This window comes from Pseudovibrio sp. Alg231-02, assembly GCF_900143565.1.
Lineage (GTDB): Bacteria > Pseudomonadota > Alphaproteobacteria > Rhizobiales > Stappiaceae > Pseudovibrio.
On sequence record NZ_FREX01000001.1, the window covers coordinates 78,940 to 98,345 of the forward strand.

Annotated in this window: 11 protein-coding genes; 5 read left to right on the forward strand and 6 right to left on the reverse strand. The window is 52.1% G+C overall.

The annotated features are described in order from the left end of the window. Positions 1–24: 24 nt before the first annotated feature. The gene (locus DHN43_RS00295; RefSeq protein ID WP_108817360.1) at positions 25–1,437 is read left to right on the forward strand and encodes a sensor histidine kinase; all 1,413 of its coding nucleotides are present in this window, start codon (positions 25–27) and stop codon (positions 1,435–1,437) included. A 96-nt stretch (positions 1,438–1,533) separates the two neighbouring features. Here the strand turns inward: DHN43_RS00295 and DHN43_RS00300 are convergent, their stop codons facing one another. After that, the gene (locus DHN43_RS00300) at positions 1,534–1,812 is read right to left on the reverse strand and encodes a hypothetical protein (RefSeq protein ID WP_108817361.1); all 279 of its coding nucleotides are present in this window, start codon (positions 1,810–1,812) and stop codon (positions 1,534–1,536) included. A 560-nt stretch (positions 1,813–2,372) separates the two neighbouring features. On the opposite strand from DHN43_RS00300, the gene DHN43_RS00305 reads away from it, so the two are divergent. The 4 genes from DHN43_RS00305 to ptsG all read left to right on the forward strand — a co-directional run bounded on the left by DHN43_RS00305 (position 2,373) and on the right by ptsG (position 9,254). After that, complete coding sequence (locus DHN43_RS00305) at positions 2,373–3,269, forward strand: sugar kinase (RefSeq protein ID WP_057464591.1); 897 nt, start codon at positions 2,373–2,375, stop codon at positions 3,267–3,269. Between the two features lies 1 nt (position 3,270). Next, entirely contained in the window at positions 3,271–4,311 is a 1,041-nt protein-coding gene (locus tag DHN43_RS00310; protein WP_108817362.1) for an oxidoreductase, read from the forward strand. A 579-nt stretch (positions 4,312–4,890) separates the two neighbouring features. Continuing rightward, positions 4,891–7,443 carry a phosphoenolpyruvate--protein phosphotransferase gene (gene ptsP / locus DHN43_RS00315; RefSeq protein ID WP_108817363.1) on the forward strand — a complete coding sequence of 851 codons (2,553 nt, stop codon included), beginning with the start codon at positions 4,891–4,893 and terminating at the stop codon, positions 7,441–7,443. Positions 7,444–7,544: 101 nt separating this feature from the next. Continuing rightward, a complete protein-coding gene (gene ptsG, locus DHN43_RS00320; protein WP_108817364.1) occupies positions 7,545–9,254 on the forward strand; it encodes a PTS glucose transporter subunit IIBC in 1,710 nt (569 codons plus the stop codon). A 152-nt stretch (positions 9,255–9,406) separates the two neighbouring features. On the opposite strand, the gene DHN43_RS00325 is transcribed toward ptsG, so the two are convergent. The 5 genes from DHN43_RS00325 to DHN43_RS00345 form a co-directional block, all read right to left on the reverse strand. Continuing rightward, positions 9,407–14,584, reverse strand: coding sequence for a hypothetical protein (locus DHN43_RS00325; RefSeq protein ID WP_108817365.1), 5,178 nt, complete (start codon positions 14,582–14,584; stop codon positions 9,407–9,409). A 355-nt stretch (positions 14,585–14,939) separates the two neighbouring features. Beyond that, positions 14,940–16,010, reverse strand: a complete 1,071-nt coding sequence (locus DHN43_RS00330) for a Gfo/Idh/MocA family protein (RefSeq protein WP_108817366.1) — start codon at positions 16,008–16,010, stop codon at positions 14,940–14,942. A gap of 15 nt (positions 16,011–16,025) precedes the next feature. Next, positions 16,026–16,877 (reverse strand): sugar phosphate isomerase/epimerase family protein, encoded by an 852-nt coding sequence (locus DHN43_RS00335; protein ID WP_108817367.1) that lies wholly within the window; start codon positions 16,875–16,877, stop codon positions 16,026–16,028. A gap of 11 nt (positions 16,878–16,888) precedes the next feature. Then, positions 16,889–18,313 carry a CehA/McbA family metallohydrolase gene (locus DHN43_RS00340; RefSeq protein ID WP_108817368.1) on the reverse strand — a complete coding sequence of 475 codons (1,425 nt, stop codon included), beginning with the start codon at positions 18,311–18,313 and terminating at the stop codon, positions 16,889–16,891. Then, entirely contained in the window at positions 18,306–19,406 is a 1,101-nt protein-coding gene (locus tag DHN43_RS00345) for an ABC transporter ATP-binding protein (RefSeq protein WP_063288585.1), read from the reverse strand. The genes DHN43_RS00340 and DHN43_RS00345 overlap by 8 nt, the downstream gene beginning before the upstream one ends.

The following is a 19,406-nucleotide window of genomic DNA, read 5'->3' on the forward strand; positions in this document are numbered from 1 at the left end:
CATGGCACTGAAAAGAGCGTGGCCATGTCAGGACTGATCCTGAGCCTCCTGCCCAGATCCCTTGAACGCCGTATGGTTGTGGTTCTCATCACCGCCGTGCTCTCGGTCTTCGTGGTGCTGGGGCTCACGCTCAACGCCTACAACACGCGCGAGTTAGCACTGGCGAACTCTTTTGAGGCCGGTGCGGAACTGAGCCAATACCTTCGCGGTACTGCACCAGCTCCTTTTGCGGGCAAATATCTGCAAGTGGTTGAAGCTGGCATACCAGTGCTTTCTGGCGATGCCTCGTCTCTTCCTTTGACCTTCGATAACGATGGTCTCAAGCTCACAGCCGAACTGGTGTTTACCGGTGCTTTGCCTCGGGCAGATTTGATCACGCACGACCAACCCAATCCATCCTATCAGATTGATAATCTGAGCACTTTTGCTCAAGCCGTCACACGGCAGGATAAGGCTGTTCAGCTCTATCTGACGCTTCCAAACCAGCAAGGCAACCGCCTGATCACATTCCCGAAGCTCTGGCAGGACCGGATGACGGAGCCAGTGCTGTTCATCATCGCCGCGCTGTGCATCACGCTGGTGTTTGTGCTGGCCCGCAGCCTCATTCACTACACCGCCGCCCCGTTTCGGTCCCTGGCAAAGTATGAGCGTGCCGAGCTGAAACCGTGGGACACCGAGGAAGCCGTTGCCCTGCAGGATACGCTGGTGCGAGAGCAGGAAGCCCGGGCGCAGTTGCTGGAAGAGCAAAAGCGGATGCTGGCCTCCATCAGTCATGATCTGCGCACACCAGCCACCCGTTTGCGGCTCCGGTTAGAGCAGATCGAATCCACCACCCTGCGCAATCGCATGCTGCACGATGTGGAGGAAATGACCCGCCTCATCGCAGCTTCCCTTGATTTTCTTCGGTTCAACGCCCTTCTGGAGGAGCCTCAGCACCTCTCTCTCGCAGCACTGCTGCAGTCTCTTTGTGATGACTATATGGACACGGGCAATGATGTTGTCTTCGTCCCCCAGCGCCATAAGCTGACGGACCAAAGCCGCAATATTTTTGGTGGCGGCGGTGAAGTTGAGTTGGAGGTTGAAGGCCGCGCAGTCATGAACGGCCAACCCACTGCTTTGCGCCGTGCCTTCAGCAATCTCATTGATAATGCACTCAAATATGGTGGTGCTGCCATTGTTGAGATGCAAAATCTTGAGAATGATCAGCTGCTTGTTTCCATCAGCGATCCCGGTCCCGGCATTCCCGACCATCTGCACGAGAAGGTGTTTGAGCCCTTCTTCCGCAATGACAGCGTAGAACGCACCCGTTCCTCCAGTGTTGGCCTCGGCCTTTCCATCGTCAAGCAGATCATCAACGCCCATGGCGGCGAAGTCAGCCTTGGCGAAACACCAGAAGGCAAGTTCTGTATTTTTGTGAAACTGCCGCGCGAATTATGACGGATCGCGCCGCCTAGGTACCAATCTAAGCTCTAACGCATTGAACTCAATTGGAAATTTTAACCTGTTTCTGGATACCGGTTGCGCCAACTTATTTTACTGATCCTGGCACTTATTTCTTATGATTGCTGATAGGATTATGAACGCTATCGCAGGTAATGTAATCCATGGCTGCGCTAACTTTGCGTAGTAAAGAAAGGCGTTTGTTTCGACCCAGACGGAAGGATTTTCTCTAAGGGAGATAAGATATTTAGCATGCTCCTGTTTCTGTGCCACAACGACATCACCAAGAGTTAAGTGAAGTAAAATCGAAGCGATAAAGATCCCCCAGAACAAAATAGCTTCAGTTCTACCAATAGATTTAACTTTACGCATTTCTCAGTTCTCGTTTGTATGGGCCTCAACTGAACTGAGGTCTGGTCGGATTGCCGAGTGAGGCATATGCCCATATTTGACAAAGTATGGAAGAATACAGACAGTAGAAACGGCAGTATGTTTTACATATCGCTGAACCGCTATGCTTAAGAACTTACAGGTCAAATCAGCTTTTAGTGATATTTCAATAGTTACAAAACAAATCAAAATTTGTAGGGCTCATCGCATACAACTAATGGGCGCATCGCCGCTAACACCAGCAGCTTTTGGCGAAGCATATAAGAGCCTCCCAGAAAGCGGAAAATACAACGTACTCCCGAACATAGCTTCTTAAGTTAGCGCCTATGGGAACATGCCCTGCGTAGTTTCCCTCATAGAATCCGCCATTTTGGGGAAAGACCCGCAAAAACAACCTGTAATGTAACAAGTTGATACATCAGGTTTGCGAGCAAGGCACTTTCATGATTTCCCTAGGACATCATTTAGCAATCCGTCGTTAAAAGCGGAAGGTACCATCGCTGCATTTGCGCAGTGTGACCCGGACTTTAATGGAGTACAGGATGAAAGCGCTATTTATTGGCCAGTCCTACATCGACGTGACCTTTTTGTCAGAGACAATGCCGGAAGGTGATGAGAAGGCAATTGCGCAGGATTATGCTGTCAGCTTTGGCGGCAACGCTGTCACCGCAGCTTTCGTTTGCGCAAAGCTGGGCATCTCACCTGACCTGCTGTGCTCCATGGCAGACGACTGGCTGTCCCGCATGTTCCGCGATATGGCCGCGAAATACTCCATTCCGATCCACAGCTGCAAAGTGAAGGAAAGTTCTCTCTCCTTCATCATGCCAAAAGACGGTAAACGCGCCATCGTGCGTTGTCGCGATAATGACTTCCTGCATCCGGTTCCTGAGCTTAATCTGGCTGGCTGTCAGGCGCTGCACGTAGACGGTCACATCCCTCATGCCGCTTTGCACTACGCCAAGCTTTGCCGCAAACACGGCATCCTGACATCTCTGGATGGTGGTGCCGTTCGTGAGAACACCGAGGAACTGCTCGACTACATTGATGTGGCGATCGTTTCTGAGTTGTTTTGTGAGCAGCTTGGCAAATCACCGGAAGACACACTGGAATACTTGCGTGCTAAAGGCGTGAAGGTCGGTGGTGTCACTCAGGGTGAAAAAGGCCTGCTGTGGTACGAAGACAAGTGCCCGATCAAGCGCCAAGCCGCTTTGAAGGTGCCAAAAGAACGGGTCATCGACACCAACGGTGCAGGTGATACTTTCCACGGTGCGTATGTCTATGCATATCTGGCAGACCCAAAAGGTTCTTGGGAAGATCACTTCAAAACAGCGCGCGCGGCTTCTGCCCACGCCATTCAGTTCCTCGGCAACGAGGCATCCCTGCCAACCGTTCTTGACCTCGACAACGTGCAGAAGAATTTTCCAGCGAGTGATGCGTAATATGAGTTCTGTTCAGCCTGTGAAAACGGCTCTTGTGGGCTTTGGTGTTTCTGGCCAAAGCTTCCACGCACCCCTGCTGACCTTTGTTGAAGGCATTGACCTTGCCGCGGTGGTTTCCAGCAAGCCGGACCTTGTCAAAAGCAAGTTGCCCGACTGCACGCCATACACCTCTTTTGAAGATGTGTTGGCACAGCCGGACATTGAGCTTGTCGTTCTCAGCTTGCCCAACACGCTGCATCACGATCACGCTAAAAAAGCGCTGCTGGCTGGCAAGCATGTGGTGGTTGAAAAGCCATTCACGATCACCAGTGCGGAAGCGGAAGAGCTGATTGAAATTACAGAGCAGAAAGACCTGAAGCTTTCCGTCTATCACAACCGCCGGTTCGACTGCGACTTCCTGACACTGCAGGACCTGATGGAAACAGGTCGCCTTGGTAAAGTGCATTCGTACCTGTGCAACTACAATCGCTATCGCCCGGACATTAAAGGCCGCTGGCGCGAACAAGATATCCCCGGAGCGGGCATCCTGTATGATCTGGGTGCCCATGGCATCGATCAGGCGCTGAGTTTGTTTGGCACGCCAAAATCCGTTCAGGCAAAACTTCGCGTTCAGCGCAAAGAAGCGGCAGCGGTGGATCACTTCCACCTCGTGCTCGGCTATGACGACTGCGATGTCATCCTGCACGGCAACTGCCTCAGCACAGAGCAAGGTCCACGCTTTCAGGTGAGCGGGGATAAAGCCACCTACATCACCTATGGCATGGACCCACAAGAGGACATGCTGAAGGCCGGAGGCGGACCTGCGAGCCCAACCTGGGGCGTTGAAGCAGAAGACGACTGGGGCACGCTTTATAACGAGACGGGTGAAGGTACGCCGGTACCAAGCCAGAAAGGTGGATACGAACGGTTCTACGCAGGTATGCGGGACGCCATTCGCAATGACACCGCGGTACCCGTCTCCCCGCGCGATGCAATGCAGACCATCCGGATCATCGAAGCTGCTTATCTGAGCGAAAAAGAAACCAGAACTGTCTTGCTCTAAAGATCAAATTTTGACCTGCGGCGGCTCCACGCTGGCGCAGGTTCCTCTCCCCGCAGTTCAGCACATAAGCGCGCACCAAAACACGCTTTGAACGCAAAAATCACAAAACAACGCAAATAAAAACGCAAGGCTGAATCCGGTCCCCCGCTCTCTTCAGGCATGGGTGCTTTTGGGATTTCGGGGGGCTAGAGCGTGTGCAGATCGTCATTACAGGTGAAACAGCCCGGATTGGCGGCTCTGTAATGTATCAAGCTGTTGTTACAGCATTGTTGCAAATGTATGGGAGGGTGCTGCCGACTGCATGTAATTGCATGATGTATATTAGTATATAATTCGAGTTAATCTTATCTATACATAAAGTCGACTAGCACTGATATCCATCAGTAAGTCGTTCTCTATGTAATGAGAAATATTTCCCTTTGTAACAATTCGTAACACCCCGTAACACTAGTCTTTTTACGTATTGTTGTGCGGCCTTACGCAAATGATCCTCGCGTAAAAATCGCCTCTTGTCTCTTCAAGACTTAGCCGAAGCTTAAGAAGGCGCGCATTCACCTAATATAATCGGGAGATAAAACGGTGAAGGATCCAAAAAATAAATTTTCCATCAATTTGCCTTTGAAGGGCATAGTTCAGGCTGTCACCGACCTGCCCGATCCGGTGTTTGCCGAAAAGATGATGGGTGATGGCGTTTCCATCGACCCGACAGACAATGTTCTTTACGCCCCGTTCGCTGGCAAGATAACTCAAATTCATAATTCACATCATGCTGTTACGCTACAACAAGGTGATGTTGAACTGCTGATGCATATCGGCCTCGACACCGTTGCCCTGAAAGGCCGCGGCTTCGAATTGCACGTCGCTGAGGGAGATCAGGTCGAGCAAGGTCAACCCCTTATCACCTTCGACGCCGACCTCATCGCCCGCGAATGTGTTTCCGTTCAGTCCGCAGTTGTCATCACCAGCGGTCAGGAAGTCACAACAGTTGCTCCCCTCGGCAGCGCTCAGACAGACCTCAATCAGGTCGTCTTCACCGTCCCAAGCAGCAACGATCCGCAAGGCACAATTGCTCCAGCGCAGGAAACTGCTGCCGAGCCAACCGGCCCTGCTATCACTGGCTCCGTCAAGATCCCCAACGCCACTGGCCTCCACGCCCGTCCAGCCGCCCGTCTGGCTGTTGAAGTGCGTAAAGCGGATGCAAAAGTGACCTTTACGGTCAACGGCAAAACCTGCAGCGGCTCTTCCGTTACCGGCATTATGTCTTTGAAAACAAAGCTTGGTGACGAGCTGGAGATTGAAGCTGTTGGTCCAGATGCGCAGCAAGTGGTGGCTGATGTTATCGCTGCTGTGAAAGCTGGTCTTGGCGAAGAAATCACCAGTTTCTCTGAGGCCCCAAAGGAAGATGTGATTGAAGAAGCGCCTCTGCTTCAGGTCAAATCCGGTGAAGAAGGTGTTCTCATCGGCTTCACTGCATCCCCGGGCCGCGCCATCGGCAAATTGGTCAAGCACAACAAAGCGCTACCGGAAGTTACCCGCGAAAGCATCGGCCCTGCTGAAGAGCGTGCAGCGTTCAAAGCCTCCGTCAAATCCAGCATTGCAGACCTGCAAAGCATCATAGATCGCCTGAACAAGAACAGTCAGGAAGAACTGGCAGAAGTCTTCAACGCCCATATCGAGCTGCTCTCCGATCCCGAACTCTCCGAGAAGCCACTAGCCGACATCGCGAAGGGCCAAGGCGCAGCCTGGAGTTGGAAGCTGGCTTACGAAGCCCAGGCAGAAACCCTCGCCAAAATGGACGACCCGCTGCTCGCAGGCCGTGCTGTTGACGTGCGCGATATTGGTCTGCGGGTTCTGAAAAAACTGCTTGGCGTTGATGACGGCGGTGAAATTCTGGAGGAAGGCACTATCCTTCTTCAGGAAGACGTCACCCCTTCCGAAATCGTTGCTCTGGATCTCACCAAGATTGTTGGTTTGTGTACCACTCATGGCGGTTCATCTTCTCACGCAGCCATCATCGCCCGCTCCAACGACCTGCCATATCTCGTCAATGTCGAAGAAGCCATGAAGGATCTGGAAGACGGCACCGTGCTGCTTCTGGACGCAAAGCGCGGAAAAATCAAAGTTTCTCCGACTGACGAAGAGCAAGCTGCCTTTACCAAGAAGATTGAAAACGCAGCCAAGCAAGCTGAAGAATACCAGCGTGACGCCCACAAGCCGGCCATCACCAAAGACGGTTTCCGGGTGGAAATTGCGGCCAACATCGGCAGCGTCGAAGATGCTGAAAAAGCTGTTGCAGCTGGTGCTGAAGCCGTTGGTCTGCTGCGTTCCGAGTTCCTCTACATGGAGCGCCTCAACGAGCCGACGGAAGAAGAGCAGGCCGAAAAGGTTGGCGCAATCCTTGAGGTTATGGGCAAGGAACGCCCTGTCATCATCCGCACGCTGGATGTGGGCGGCGACAAGCCTTTGCCTTACATGCCTATGCCGCATGAAGAGAACCCGTTCCTCGGCGTCCGCGGCGTGCGTATCGGCATCGAGCGCCCGAGCATCCTGCGCCGTCAGGTCCGCGCCATTCTCTCTCAGGCACACAAGGGTCATGCACGCATCATGTACCCGATGATCAGTGCATTGGATGAGCTGCGTGCCGTCAACGCTCTGGTGCGCGAAGAGCAGAAGAACCTTGGTGTAGAGCATGTTGAAGTCGGTATCATGATCGAGGTGCCCTCCGCTGCTCTTATGGCCGACAAGCTTGCACCGGAAGTGGATTTCTTCTCCATCGGCACCAATGATCTCACTCAATACGTCATGGCGATCGACCGCGGCCATCCCGGCCTCGCGTCCCGCGCCGACGCTCTGCACCCAGCCGTGCTGCGCATGATCGAGCTGACCGTCAGAGCAGCAGACGATGCAGGCAAATGGGTCGGCGTCTGTGGTGGCCTGGCCAGTCAGGTAGAAGCCGTGCCCGTTCTCATCGGCCTCGGCATCAAAGAACTCTCTGTCAGCGTACCTGCGTTGCCGGAAGTGAAACACAAAGTTCGCACTGTATCCATGGAGGAGTCCCGCAAGCTCGCGCAAGCAGCTTTGGACTGCGCGGATACCAGTGACGTGAAAGATCTCCTTAAATCACAGCAGTGATGCAGGAGTAAATGTGGGAGTTGGTGTTCCAGTCGGGAATACCTAACAAAAGTCAGGGGGCATGGCGTGTTCGCACACCATGCAACTCTGGGGGAAAAACAATGAGTACATTCTCAAACGCATTCGGAGCCTTACAGAAGGTTGGTAAGTCCCTGATGCTACCAGTGTCGGTTCTTCCAGCTGCTGGTATCCTTCTCGGCGTCGGCGCAGCTGACCTGCCATTCATTCCGGAATTCATCAACCACCTGATGGCTCAGGCTGGTGGTTCGATCTTCGGTAACCTGCCTATCATCTTCGCAGTTGCCGTTGCACTCGGCTTCGCTAAAAACGACGGTGTCGCCGGCCTTGCTGCCGTGGTTGGTTACGGTGTTCTTCTCGCAACAATGGGCGTTGTTGCAGAAACACTTGCGATCGAAACCAAGCCGATCCTCGGCATCACTTCCATCGATACCGGGGTGTTTGGCGGCATCCTCGTGGGCGCGCTGGCTGCGTTCATGTTCAATAAGTTTTTCCGCATCAAGTTGCCAGATTATCTAGGTTTCTTCGCGGGTAAGCGATTTGTGCCGATCATCACTGCGTTTGCCTGTATTTTCCTGGGCGTTATCCTGTCATTCGTATGGCCTCCGGTCGGCGGTGCCATCAACGCGTTCTCCCGTTGGGCAGCGGAAGAAAACCCAGAAGTTGCATTCTTCATCTATGGTGTAATCGAGCGTGCGCTGATCCCATTCGGCCTGCACCACATTTGGAACGTGCCATTCTTCTTCGAAGCTGGTTCCTACATTGATCCGGCAACCGGCCAGGCTGTAACTGGCGAAATTCAGCGTTACCTTGCTGGTGATCCAACTGCTGGTAACATGGCTGGTGGTTACCTCTTCAAAATGTGGGGCCTGCCTGCAGCTGCACTGGCAATCTGGCACTGCGCAAAGCCTGAGAACCGCACCATGGTTGGCGGTATCATGATCTCCGCAGCGCTGACCTCCTTCCTGACTGGTATCACAGAGCCAATCGAATTTGCGTTCCTCTTCGTTGCGCCAGTTCTTTATATCGCACACGCCATTCTTGCAGGTGTTGGCTACTCCCTGATGATCATGCTCGGCATCAAGCACGGCATGACCTTCTCACACGGCTTCATCGATTACGTTCTGCTCTACCCACTCTCCTCCAACGGCTGGATGCTGGTGGTGTTCGGTCTGGGTTACGCAGCTCTGTACTACGCTGTGTTCCGTATTCTCATTGTAGCCCTGAACCTGAAAACTCCGGGCCGTGAAGCTGCAACTGAGACTTCCGCTGCTGTTGCCAGCGGTGATGAAGATGCAATGTCAGCAGCGCTTGTGAAAGCCTTCGGCGGCGCAGACAACATCACCAATCTGGATGCATGTATCACCCGTCTTCGTGTCAGCACCGCTGATGTTTCCAAGGTTGATGATGCAGCATTGAAAGCACTTGGTGCCCGCGGTGTGATCCGCGTTGGTAACGGCGCGCAGGCCATCTTCGGAACGGCTTCTGAAAACCTGAAGACCGACATGGAGATCTACCTGCAAGGCGGCGGTGCTTCTGCACAACCTTTTGTTGAGCAAGGTCTCGACGCGGCTGCAATCTTTGGTCAGCTTGGCGGCAAGGATAACGTGGTAGCTGTTGAGGCTGTTGCAAATACCCGCGTGCGCGTAGAACTGCGCGATATCGCTGGAGTGTCCATGCCAGAGCTGTCACAGGCAGGCATTCAGGTCATGAAAGCCGGAGACAAAGCGCTCCATCTTATCGTTGGCGATAAGTACACCAAACTCGCCAAGGATCTCTCTGCTCAGATTTAACTGACAGAGACATAAGGTGCCTTTGAAGGTTTACCCTCCTCCCGAACCTTCAGGGGCACCCACCACCAAAAGCAGCACTCCCCGCCCGGCGAGTGCTGCTTTTTGTCCACCTTTCCCAATACAATGCTGACAACTAACAACGGCGCCTACTTTTACTTCTTGCGCTTTAGCAGATTCTTCAGTTTTGCGCGTCTGCTGGTGTGGCTGTTCAGGATTTTTTCCAGGTTGCCGACTTTTTCGCGCAGGGTGTCCATTTCGTATTTGACTTTGCGGATGTTTTTGTCGTTGAGCAAGCGTGCAACCTGATAAACAGATGCGCTTGCTTCGTTGCGGACCTTATCAAACTCAGTCTGAGCCTTCGCTTCGCTAATCGTGTTGCGTTTCAGATTGAGCAGGATGAGTTTTTGGCCAATTTCATCGATCTCTTTTTCATAGCCCGGCACAAGTTGCGAGGTTGCGAGACCTACGCGGTGCGCATCATGTAGAGTGTCCAAAGCAAACTTGAGGTACTCGATGCTTTCATCGCCGTCGTCTAATCTGGCATTCGCGAGGTGGTCTTTTGCGGCGGCGGCGTGCTCTTCGGCTTTCTGGAGGATCATCCCGTAATACTCTGCTTCTGATGCATCCAGCAGGTCTTTAACATTTGCCTTGGCTGTTTCCAGAAGCTGGTCAGTCGACGCGATTGCCTCTTGAAGGTTGGCTTTTTGCTCTTCATCATCAGCTGGGCCGAAGCTGTCCTCACGTTCCAACTCCAGCTCTTCTGATGGCTTGAGTGTTTCTTCAGGTTGATCCTCTGATTTAGATTGCACCGAACCAGACCTGCGCTTAGGACCTTTTGTTCCCTGTTTGTCGAGAAGTTCCTCCATTTTATCAAGGTAGTACTGGAGTGTATTTAACGCTGCCTGAGCACGTCGGATCTCGTCTTTGAGGAGAAAGTCTTTTGCTTCAAAGGCCGTTCGGATACCGATGGAGTGATACTTACCGTAGTTTACTGCGTCATCGGCATTCTGGATCGTGCTGCTCAGTTTATTGAGATCATCCAGATCCGTTGTTACATCTTCAACTTCCTGTTCCAGCTCAGGAATTTTGTCTGCAATGGCTACACCGGAATCGTGTCTTGATTGCAGAGCTTCATTAACAACGCGCAGGGCAAATAGTTCAAACTCGGCCTTCTCGAAGTTTTCCTGCTCCATCAGCTTTTGTGCCTCTGCTGCATGTTCAGCACCACGCACCTGCATTGCTTCAAAGACTTCCCGGTCCATGCCATCCTGAATGTCTTTCTTCAGAGCCTCGAACTCGGCAAGTTTTTGCTGGCTCTCCTTTATCGTGGCAGCGAGCTTTTCTGGATCTTTTGCAAGTGGCACTGCCTCCTGGAGCAGTTCAAGCATGCGATCTTCCTGGCTGAGTATGTATTCACTTTCCTTGTCAGGACCGAAGCGGTCTCCTTTCCTGATCAGGGCGATAGCTCGATCAATAGCCTGAAGAGCTGAGCGTTCAGCATCATCAAACGCCGTTGCAAGGTGTTTGATGTTCTCAAGCTCGGGCCTGCGCTTCACAAGCTCTGCGATCCTTTCGCGATAAACCCCAAAGCCTTTGTAGAAATTTGCTTTTGCTTCTACGAACAAGTCTGCGTAGCGTTGCACTTCACCATCAACCACATCCACAGCGGCTTGCGCTTCATGGACGATATCAACGCCGTTGATGTAATCCTTCTTTTGGACCGCTCCTCTTAGTTTCTCAATCAAGCCTTTGGCTTCATTATACTTTACGTCAAACTCTGAGAAGTCTAAATCCCAATCAACGTATTGGTTGAGCCCCTCACTGATTTTGTCAATCTTATCCTGAAAGTACTCGGCACGTTGGTTCATGCCCCGTAGTTTAAAGGTGGCGATGCTTTCACTTACATTGTGAATTCCATCCATAGCTTTGTAGAAGGACTGTGCTTCTGCCAGCTCATGTTTCATCTTAGCTATAATGCCGTTTACGTCACCACCTTCGGGTGGATTGGACAGAGCTATCACATTTTCAAGTTTTTGCTTTGCTGACTCGAAATAGTCGTTGAACGAGGCTTCAAAATCTCCGCGACAGAAGTCAATCCAATCGCTGTAAGAGGCCTCGATAATATCAGAGAGTGTCTCGACTTCGGCAAGGATCTCCTCTTTTTGAATCCCGAAGACCGTGATATCAGCATCGCGTTGTGCCTGGGCGTCGAGTTCCGCTCTTACAGCAGCAACACCTGCATCACCGAGAGCATCGACCATGACGTCCATAGCTTTTGCGATATCTGAGAATTGCAATACTGCGGCCTTTCCCTCTCCAGATTTTGCCAGTTCATGAGCTTTATCCAGACCAGCTCTCGCAGTGGCATCTGCATTTTCAAATACTTTCAAAATCTCTGGAAATTTGGCAACCGTGTCTACAAGTTCGGACAGCTTAATGTAGTCAGTCAGCAAGTCAGAAAATGACGTGATGACCTTAAGTTCTTCGTCTAGTGCTGCTTTTTCCGCTGCCTCACTCGCCTGTCTCATGCTCTGCCGGTGTGTTTCAGCCAGATCCAAAGCCTCTCGAGATGCTGCAACATCTTGTTTTTCTACGGATATTTTGAGTTCCGCAATATTGTCCATTGCTGTCAGATAGGCATCATCTAATGCGGACAGATCAATCGCCCAACCACCCAGGTCGTCACGCAGTTTGTAAATATCTTCGAATGCGGCAAGGTAGTATTTGGCTCCTTCAGAGATGCCGTTGAGCTGCGACATCACGATTTGCTTGCTGACATCAAATGCATTTTCCATGTCACGGTAGGCTTTTTTTGCCTCTGTGATTGGCTCTCGTATGCTCGTGATGAATAGGTCCTGATTGACTTTCATCCGTGGGCCAGGTGTCATCATTTGGTCAGCGCCTGTAAGCCAATCCATCGCTTCATCGATTGAGGCGTTTGCCAGTTGGAATGAGTTCTGGAACCGTTGGAGGTAGTCTCCTTCACAGAAACGTTCCCAAACTTTATTCCCCTCTTTGACAGCGTTTTTCAGCTGTTCGACCTCAACGCGAAGCTGCTTTAACTCTCTGACGAATAGTGCAATTTCTTCCTGCTCTTCTTTTTCCGCCAGTTGCTCTACAGTTAGAGCTTCCTCTTCCACTTCAGATGTTTCCGTACCTGCCTGATAGCTTTCCGGTTGCTTTGGTTTTGGCGGATTGGCGACAAAAGCGTCCAGATTGACCATAGATTGCTTCAGGTCTGCCAGCGCGCCTCTGGCATCTGTGATGCGGCCTTGGCTGATGTAATCGAAGGCTTCTTTGGCGTAGCCTTGGGCGATCATCCTGAAACTGAGAAATTCCCCACGAAGTTCATCATTTACAATGCCATTCGCAACGTTTTCATAGGCTTGAATTCTGCCCCAGGCCTCTTGCACTTCAATCTTCAGGCCTGCAACTTTGGCGGCTGTTTTTGCGCCGCGTTCCAAGGCGATTTCGAGGCCGCTGAGAGCAATCTGGGTGTTATCGATTGCATCGTCGGCGTCTTCGTATTTCTTACGTTTGAAGAGATTTTCCGCCTGATCAGAGTACTCGACAGCTCTATCGTATAGATTATCGAAAATTGCCTCTTCTTCTTTGTCTTTGAAGACATCGCTGCGATCATTGAACTCGGCAATATTTTCTCGCAGTCTGTCCAATGTCTGCATGAAGAGCTCGGTATTTTCCTCCTGAGTGGCGGCTGTTCTGATCCCCTGGAAGTACTGCAATTTGTCGACATGGTTTTGCAGGTTTGTAATGGAGGTCTGAGCGTTGGCGGTGACCTGATTGGCCTCGCTCAGGTTTTCATTTTTCACCGCTGTTTCTGCTCGATTAAGGTTGAACTCAACTTCGCCCGCAATAGTATCGAACCTTTTGAGGTAAATGACTTTTCTCTCATCTACCTCTGCAAATTTCACAAATTCAGAGCGACGGGAGAGCAAAATATCGGCTTGTTTTTGCAGTAAAGCGATCTGATCCTGCGCAATCTCAAGAGCCGATTGTGCCTCCACGGCAATCTCGTGCATCTCTGTGAGGTCAAGCTTGACCTTTTCAAGCTTATCTTCTGCAGACAGCACTTCACCTTTCAATAGGTCAGATTGCGCCTCTGCAATGGCGCTACGCGCAGACTTATCCGCCTTCCTGAAGACGGGCAAAAGTCCGTTGTACTCGCTCACCAACCCTTCCTGAGAGGCCAGCTCATCCGCCTTCTTTGTCAGCTCAATCGCATCACCAGCAAGCAGTTTCACTTCGTTCTCGTCATCATCGTCCTCTTCAGGTGTCCCTTCAGAAGACGCAATGCTCTGCAACATAACTTGCTGCATTTCGATGAAGCCGTTTTCAGCGCTCTCAGCCGCCTTTTCGGCCTCAATGCCGTTGCCTGCAGCGACCAGAGATGTTGCTTGCTTGCAGTTAGTTACGACCGCCTCATGAAGCTTCTCAAATTCTACCAGGTCTTTGGGATTATGCTCAATTTCGGATTTACGTGTACTCAGATCAGCAGCTGCTGTTTCGGTTGATTGAACTCGGTTCTCGATATCTTTTTTCGCGTTTGCAGCGTGTTTTTGCGTTTTCTTCAGCAGGTCTTTCAACACCGCAAGATTGATCGATGCGGCTTGTAGACTTTGCTTGGCAACAGAGATGCTGTTGCTATTCAATGCCGTGTTCAGATCCCTAATATTTTCAGCAGCCTGCTCGTAAGCCCCGTCAAAGCGAGACAGATCAATGTTCCAGGTTTCAATACTGGCGCGTTGCTTATGGACATCATCCAGTTTCTTCTTGGCTTCAGCTGCTATCCCCCTCATGCTATCGAGAGTGATGTCCTGGCCTTCCTTGAAGTTGGACTGCATCACGCGGAGATATTCTTCTCCACGGTCCATGAAGGCCTGCAGTTTACCAAGGTCAACAAAGCCTTTTTTGTCTGGCTTGTTCATGATGTCATTGGCTTGCTTTACATTGGCTTCAGCCAACTGCTTGGCGTCTTCGAACACCCTTTGAGTGACGTCTTCAATGAAGACATCGGTTCGTTTGCCAGCTATATGTACTGCCTTAGCAAGAGACTTTAAGTTCCTGCTTACTTTAGACAATTCCTTTTGATGAATACGCTTGCGTTCTGCCAGATCCAGAACAGCCTGCTGTTCTTCGGCTTTGTCTTGCGGGGGTTGTTCTGCCTGAGAAACAGAGACTGTTTCGCCACCTTGCCCATTTTCGCTGTTCGGCACCTGATCATCATCAGGCAGATCAAACCTGACCTTCATCGTCTTTAAGACTGCATGCGCCCAGTTTTCGTGCTCTGGAGGGAGGTTATTCTCAGGCATTTGGAAACTCCGAAGTTCTGGAAACTGCTGTTTCACACTTTAATCGCGCTGCGCATAATTATGCGTTGTCGTTCTTCGGATATGGGAAAAATCAAGTCTTTCGCTGAAAATTGCGTTGCCGATACTTGGTTAAGTTAAGGTAAGTTTAGATCCAGTCTGGATTTGTATTTGAGGCAAGATTTAAATACACAAAATGCGATGGTTATTACGCAATGCACACAACGGAAATTGGCCTTACGTTGGTTTGCGTTTGCTTGCGTTGAAATGTGAGCGTAACGGTTTGAAAGCTCACAGGCATTCTTGAGAAAGAGAATCAGGAATGCCTGTTAATGCAATGATTTAACTAGTATAACCTTCAGCTTACATCTGTAATCTTTGCTCCAACATCAGCAAACAAGGCTAAGTCGTTTGCTGCGTCGGTTAGCGTTGTTTCGTAAAACTCTCCATCCACTATAGCTTTATAGAAGGCGTCCAACTCAATCCGGAACGGGTCTTCATAGGACGGACCAATCACCTCTTTGGTGGTCTGCTCATCGGTTGAACGAGTGATACTAAGTTGTGTCGGTAGATTACGAATGTACGGCGTGTCATAGGTCACATGGTACCGCTCCGTCTGGGTCAACACTTCGATGCCTGCATCGAATTCAGCAATGTCAGAGATGACAGCTTCGTACAGCGCGGTGAAGTGACCATAATCAAACAGGACCATCACCGTTTCCCCGCCATGTTGTTTGGCGTAGCTCACCGCCTTTGGCATGCCGAGCAGATCACGCATGGCGGAGAAGCTGTGTGAGGACAGCCCGGTCAGGACCTGATAGGCGCGCAACTGATCTTCGCTGGCGTTCTCCCCCATGATCTCACGGAGCATGGCTGTGGTGCGCTGTTGGCCTTCGCGGATGATCTCTTGCGGGACATCGCTACCGCGGACAACGGGGCGGGTCTGGCGGGTGAAGTATGGCGCTTCGCGGATGATATCGCGGATGCGGACATGGCGGATGTTTGTCAGATCCGGCATGCGGTCCTTCAGAGCGAGGAAGCTGCGGGAATATCTGCGCATGTAGCCAACGAACACCACGCTGTTGCTGCTTTTTTGCTCTTCCAGTAATGGCGGGATCTGGTGTTTATTGAGGCAGACCGGCTTTTCGATGAAGACATGCCTGCCAGCTTGCATCGCCTCTGAAAGAAGATCTGCGTGTAAGTGATCCGGTGTCAGAATGAAGATTGCATCCAGCGAGCGGTCCGCAATCAGGTCTGAGGCTGCTGCATATCGCTTTGCAACACCGTAGCGGTCGCCGATGTACTCCATAAGCTCGTTAGAGACATCGCTGATGGCCGAGATGGTAAAGCGGGCATCATCTGCAAGGAGTGGCAGGTGCATCAACTGAGCGACTTCGCCCAAGCCGATAATTCCGACGGACAGTGACATTGTTCTTCCTCAGACTTAAGCGAGTTTTGCAATAAAGGAGAAGTTGCTGCGGGCGAGATCCAGCGGTGTTTCACCTGCGTTTTCAGCAATATCTTGCTCAACAACAACCGGTCCCCGGAAGTCCCTTGCCCGCAGGACGTCCATAACCGCCGCAATATCAACGGCTCCATCTGCAAGTGGGCACATGACCCCTGCAGCCAGAGACGCAGGAACGCTGAGTTCGCCAGACAGAACGCGCGTGCGTACAGCTGGATCAACGTTTTTCAGATGCATGTAGTCGATGCGGTCCCATTTGCGCTGCATATACGCCAGTGGGTCTTGACCCCAGAACGCATGGTGGCCTGTATCAAGACACAGATTGAGCGGCGTGTTTTGCAGCAGATCGTCAATCTGGTCTTCCAGTTCAACACATGTGCCAATGTGGGGGTGAAAACTCAGCGCAACACCGTATTCTTCAGCAAGCATTGCATGGGCCTTTGTGAGGTCCTCATACATTTGTTCTCGCGCGGCCTGTGTCATCACACCGAGCTGATCTTGCGGATAGACGTTGCTTTCATCCATCACCACCAGATGCTTAGCGCCAAGGGATGACAGGAGTTGACCTTGTGCCTGCATGTCTTCATGGAACCGGGCGCTTGTTTCCGGTTGGGAGAACGTGTGCACATGGGTTGCGCCGATCAAGGTGAGATCGTGCCTCGTCAGCATGGCTTTGAGCGCCTCTGTCTCCTTTGGCAGGTACCCGAGCGGGCCAAGCTCAGTCCCCTTGTAACCTGCGCTTGCGACCTCTGCCAGATACTCCTCTGGCTCGTATGCGTTGCCTGTTGGATAACAGACGCCCCATGAACACGGTGCATTCCCGATCAACATGCCGTGCTGTCCTATTCCGTTACTATGTATATTGGATTGGAAAGAGCCCGGATAATGGGCTGTTCCAGTATGTCTGCTTCAGTGAGCCCCAAAGGAAGCTTTTTGCCTTTGAACGCCCCTAAAAATTCTCCAAGCAGCTCGGTGTGGTTTTCACGCGCAACGATCTCAGTTCGCAGGAAACCTGTAGCTGGCTGGTTGAAGGAAATCTGCTGTTCATCATTGATGAGAACATCTTCTCTCCGCAAGCCGGATGCATCCACCCAGCGCAACACATCCCCTTTGGCGCCTTTGACGTGGACGGAGAAACTTGTGGTGCCTGCCGGCACTTTATCCCCCATGCGCGCCAAACCGGAGGTGAGCGACAGGTGCGGGCCGTCTGGCCCTTCGGTCACATACCCGAGCCCTGCTTTCATGGCGTTCAGAACAGCTTGCTCGCTGAGTTCATCCAGCCAGAGCACTGTCGTCGGGCGAGCCAGCACAAGCGGGCCTTCCGGTAACAGTTGGTCGGGTTGATGGTAGTCGCTGCCACCGATCAGCGAAATCTGATGCCCCTCACTGAGGCGTTTCTGGTAGCGTGCCAGTGACACCCAGTTGTACATGAGCCATGCAGATTGCCAGACTTCCATGCAATCGGTCTCTGGCAGCTCGTAGGTCCAGTCGATCGGCGGTTTGTCGTGATTGATGGAGAACAGGCCGCCGCGCTCATGAGCCGCTTTGGCGACGATGTGGGCGTGGTCTGGCCTGGTCATGCGGAAGTCGAGCCAGTCATCAATGCCGAAGACATTGGCGTGACCGACTGCGGTTGTGACTTCCATGCCTCGTACGAAGACCAGGTCCTGTGAGGAGTGCGGGTGGAAATATCTGCGCTGGGTGGTGGTGTTGTGGTCCGCAATTGCCAGAAAATCCAGCCCTGCCTGTTTTGCAGCGGCGTGGAGTAACTCCGGTGCACCGCGTGCATCGGAGTGGAAGGTATGGCAGTGCAGATCTCCCTTGTACCACCCTGCTCCGTGACGCACCGGATTGGGTGTGACGGGTTGCGGTACAAGCTTTCTTGGGGCCTGGTCGAAGGAGATGGTGAGATCAACATCCGCACCATTTTCCGGCACTTTATAAAGGCCCAGGATAATCTGCCATGTGCCCGGCTTGATCTGGCCGTGGACATAGCCCGGAGTGGCATCATCCAGCGCGATGAAGAAGCTGTCGCGGGCGCCCCCGCTCCAGCCACGAAACCCCGAGACTGCCGGAAATGGCGTGATCTCGGGATCAAGGCATCCAAGATCGATGATACAATCCTTGGCCTTGGGGTAGTTCAGCGACACGTCAAAGCGTGTCGTTCCTTCCGGCACCTCAAATTCCAGATAGAAGTACGGATCTTTGAGCTGATCCGCCTTCGTGATGTGGTGCTGCAATTTGAGGTGGTCCAGAGTGTCACTCATTGTCCAATGCCAATCTGTTTCCGTCTGCATCAAACAAGGAGATATGCTGGCTGGAAAAGCCGAGAGCTACATCTTCTGACAGGATGATGTCGTCATCTGTGAAGATGCGGGCGGTGAAGCGGGCTGCATCTGGACGCTCGATGGTGACGAGCTTTTCCGCGCCCATGTTTTCATTGGCAAACAGTTTGCCGCGCACCACGTTTTCTTCTTCAGCTGTTGCCCGCAGATGTTCCGGGCGGACCCCCAGCGTGATGTTGGGGTTGATGGCAACGGCTTCTGCAAAAGACTTATGCATCGGCAAGGCCACAACTTCCAGACCATCAGCTTTCACCTTCAGGCTGTTGTCTTCCACCATCGCTTCCACTGGCAACAGGTTCATGGGCGGGTTGCCGACGAAGTTTGCCACAAAGGTGGTGGCTGGTTTGCGGTAGATTTCCATTGGGGTTGCGAACTGAACAATCCGGCCCTGATCCATGACCGCAACACGGGTGGCGAGCGCCATGGCTTCGGCCTGATCATGGGTGACGTAAACCGAGGTCATGCCCATGCTGTGCTGCAAATGGTGCAGGAAGCCGCGTGCTTCCAGACGCAGCTTGGCATCCAGGTTGGAAAGCGGCTCATCAAACAGGTAGACCTGGCTCGGGTTTACCAGCGCGCGGGCAAGTGACGTGCGTTGTTGCTGGCCGCCAGAGATCTGCGCAGGCAAACGGTCCAGCAAATGGCCGATCTTCAAAACATCCGCGACTTCCTGCGCCCGCTCGCCGCGGGTGGCCTCATTCTCACCGCGTACTTTTAACGGATAAGAGATGTTCTGGCTGATGTTCATGTGCGGATAAAGCGCATAATCCTGAAACACCATGGAGATTTTGCGGTCTCGCGGATGCAGACCGGTTACATCTTTATCACCGATATAGATGCGCCCACTGGTTGGTGTTTCCAGCCCTGCAATCATGCGCAAGCTGGTGGTTTTTCCGCAGCCGGACGGGCCCAACAGGCAGATGAACTCGCCGTCATTGATCTCAAAGCTGGCATTGGAGACTGCATTAAAATCGCCGAAAGACTTGGTGACGTTTTGAAAGGAGATAGAAGCCAT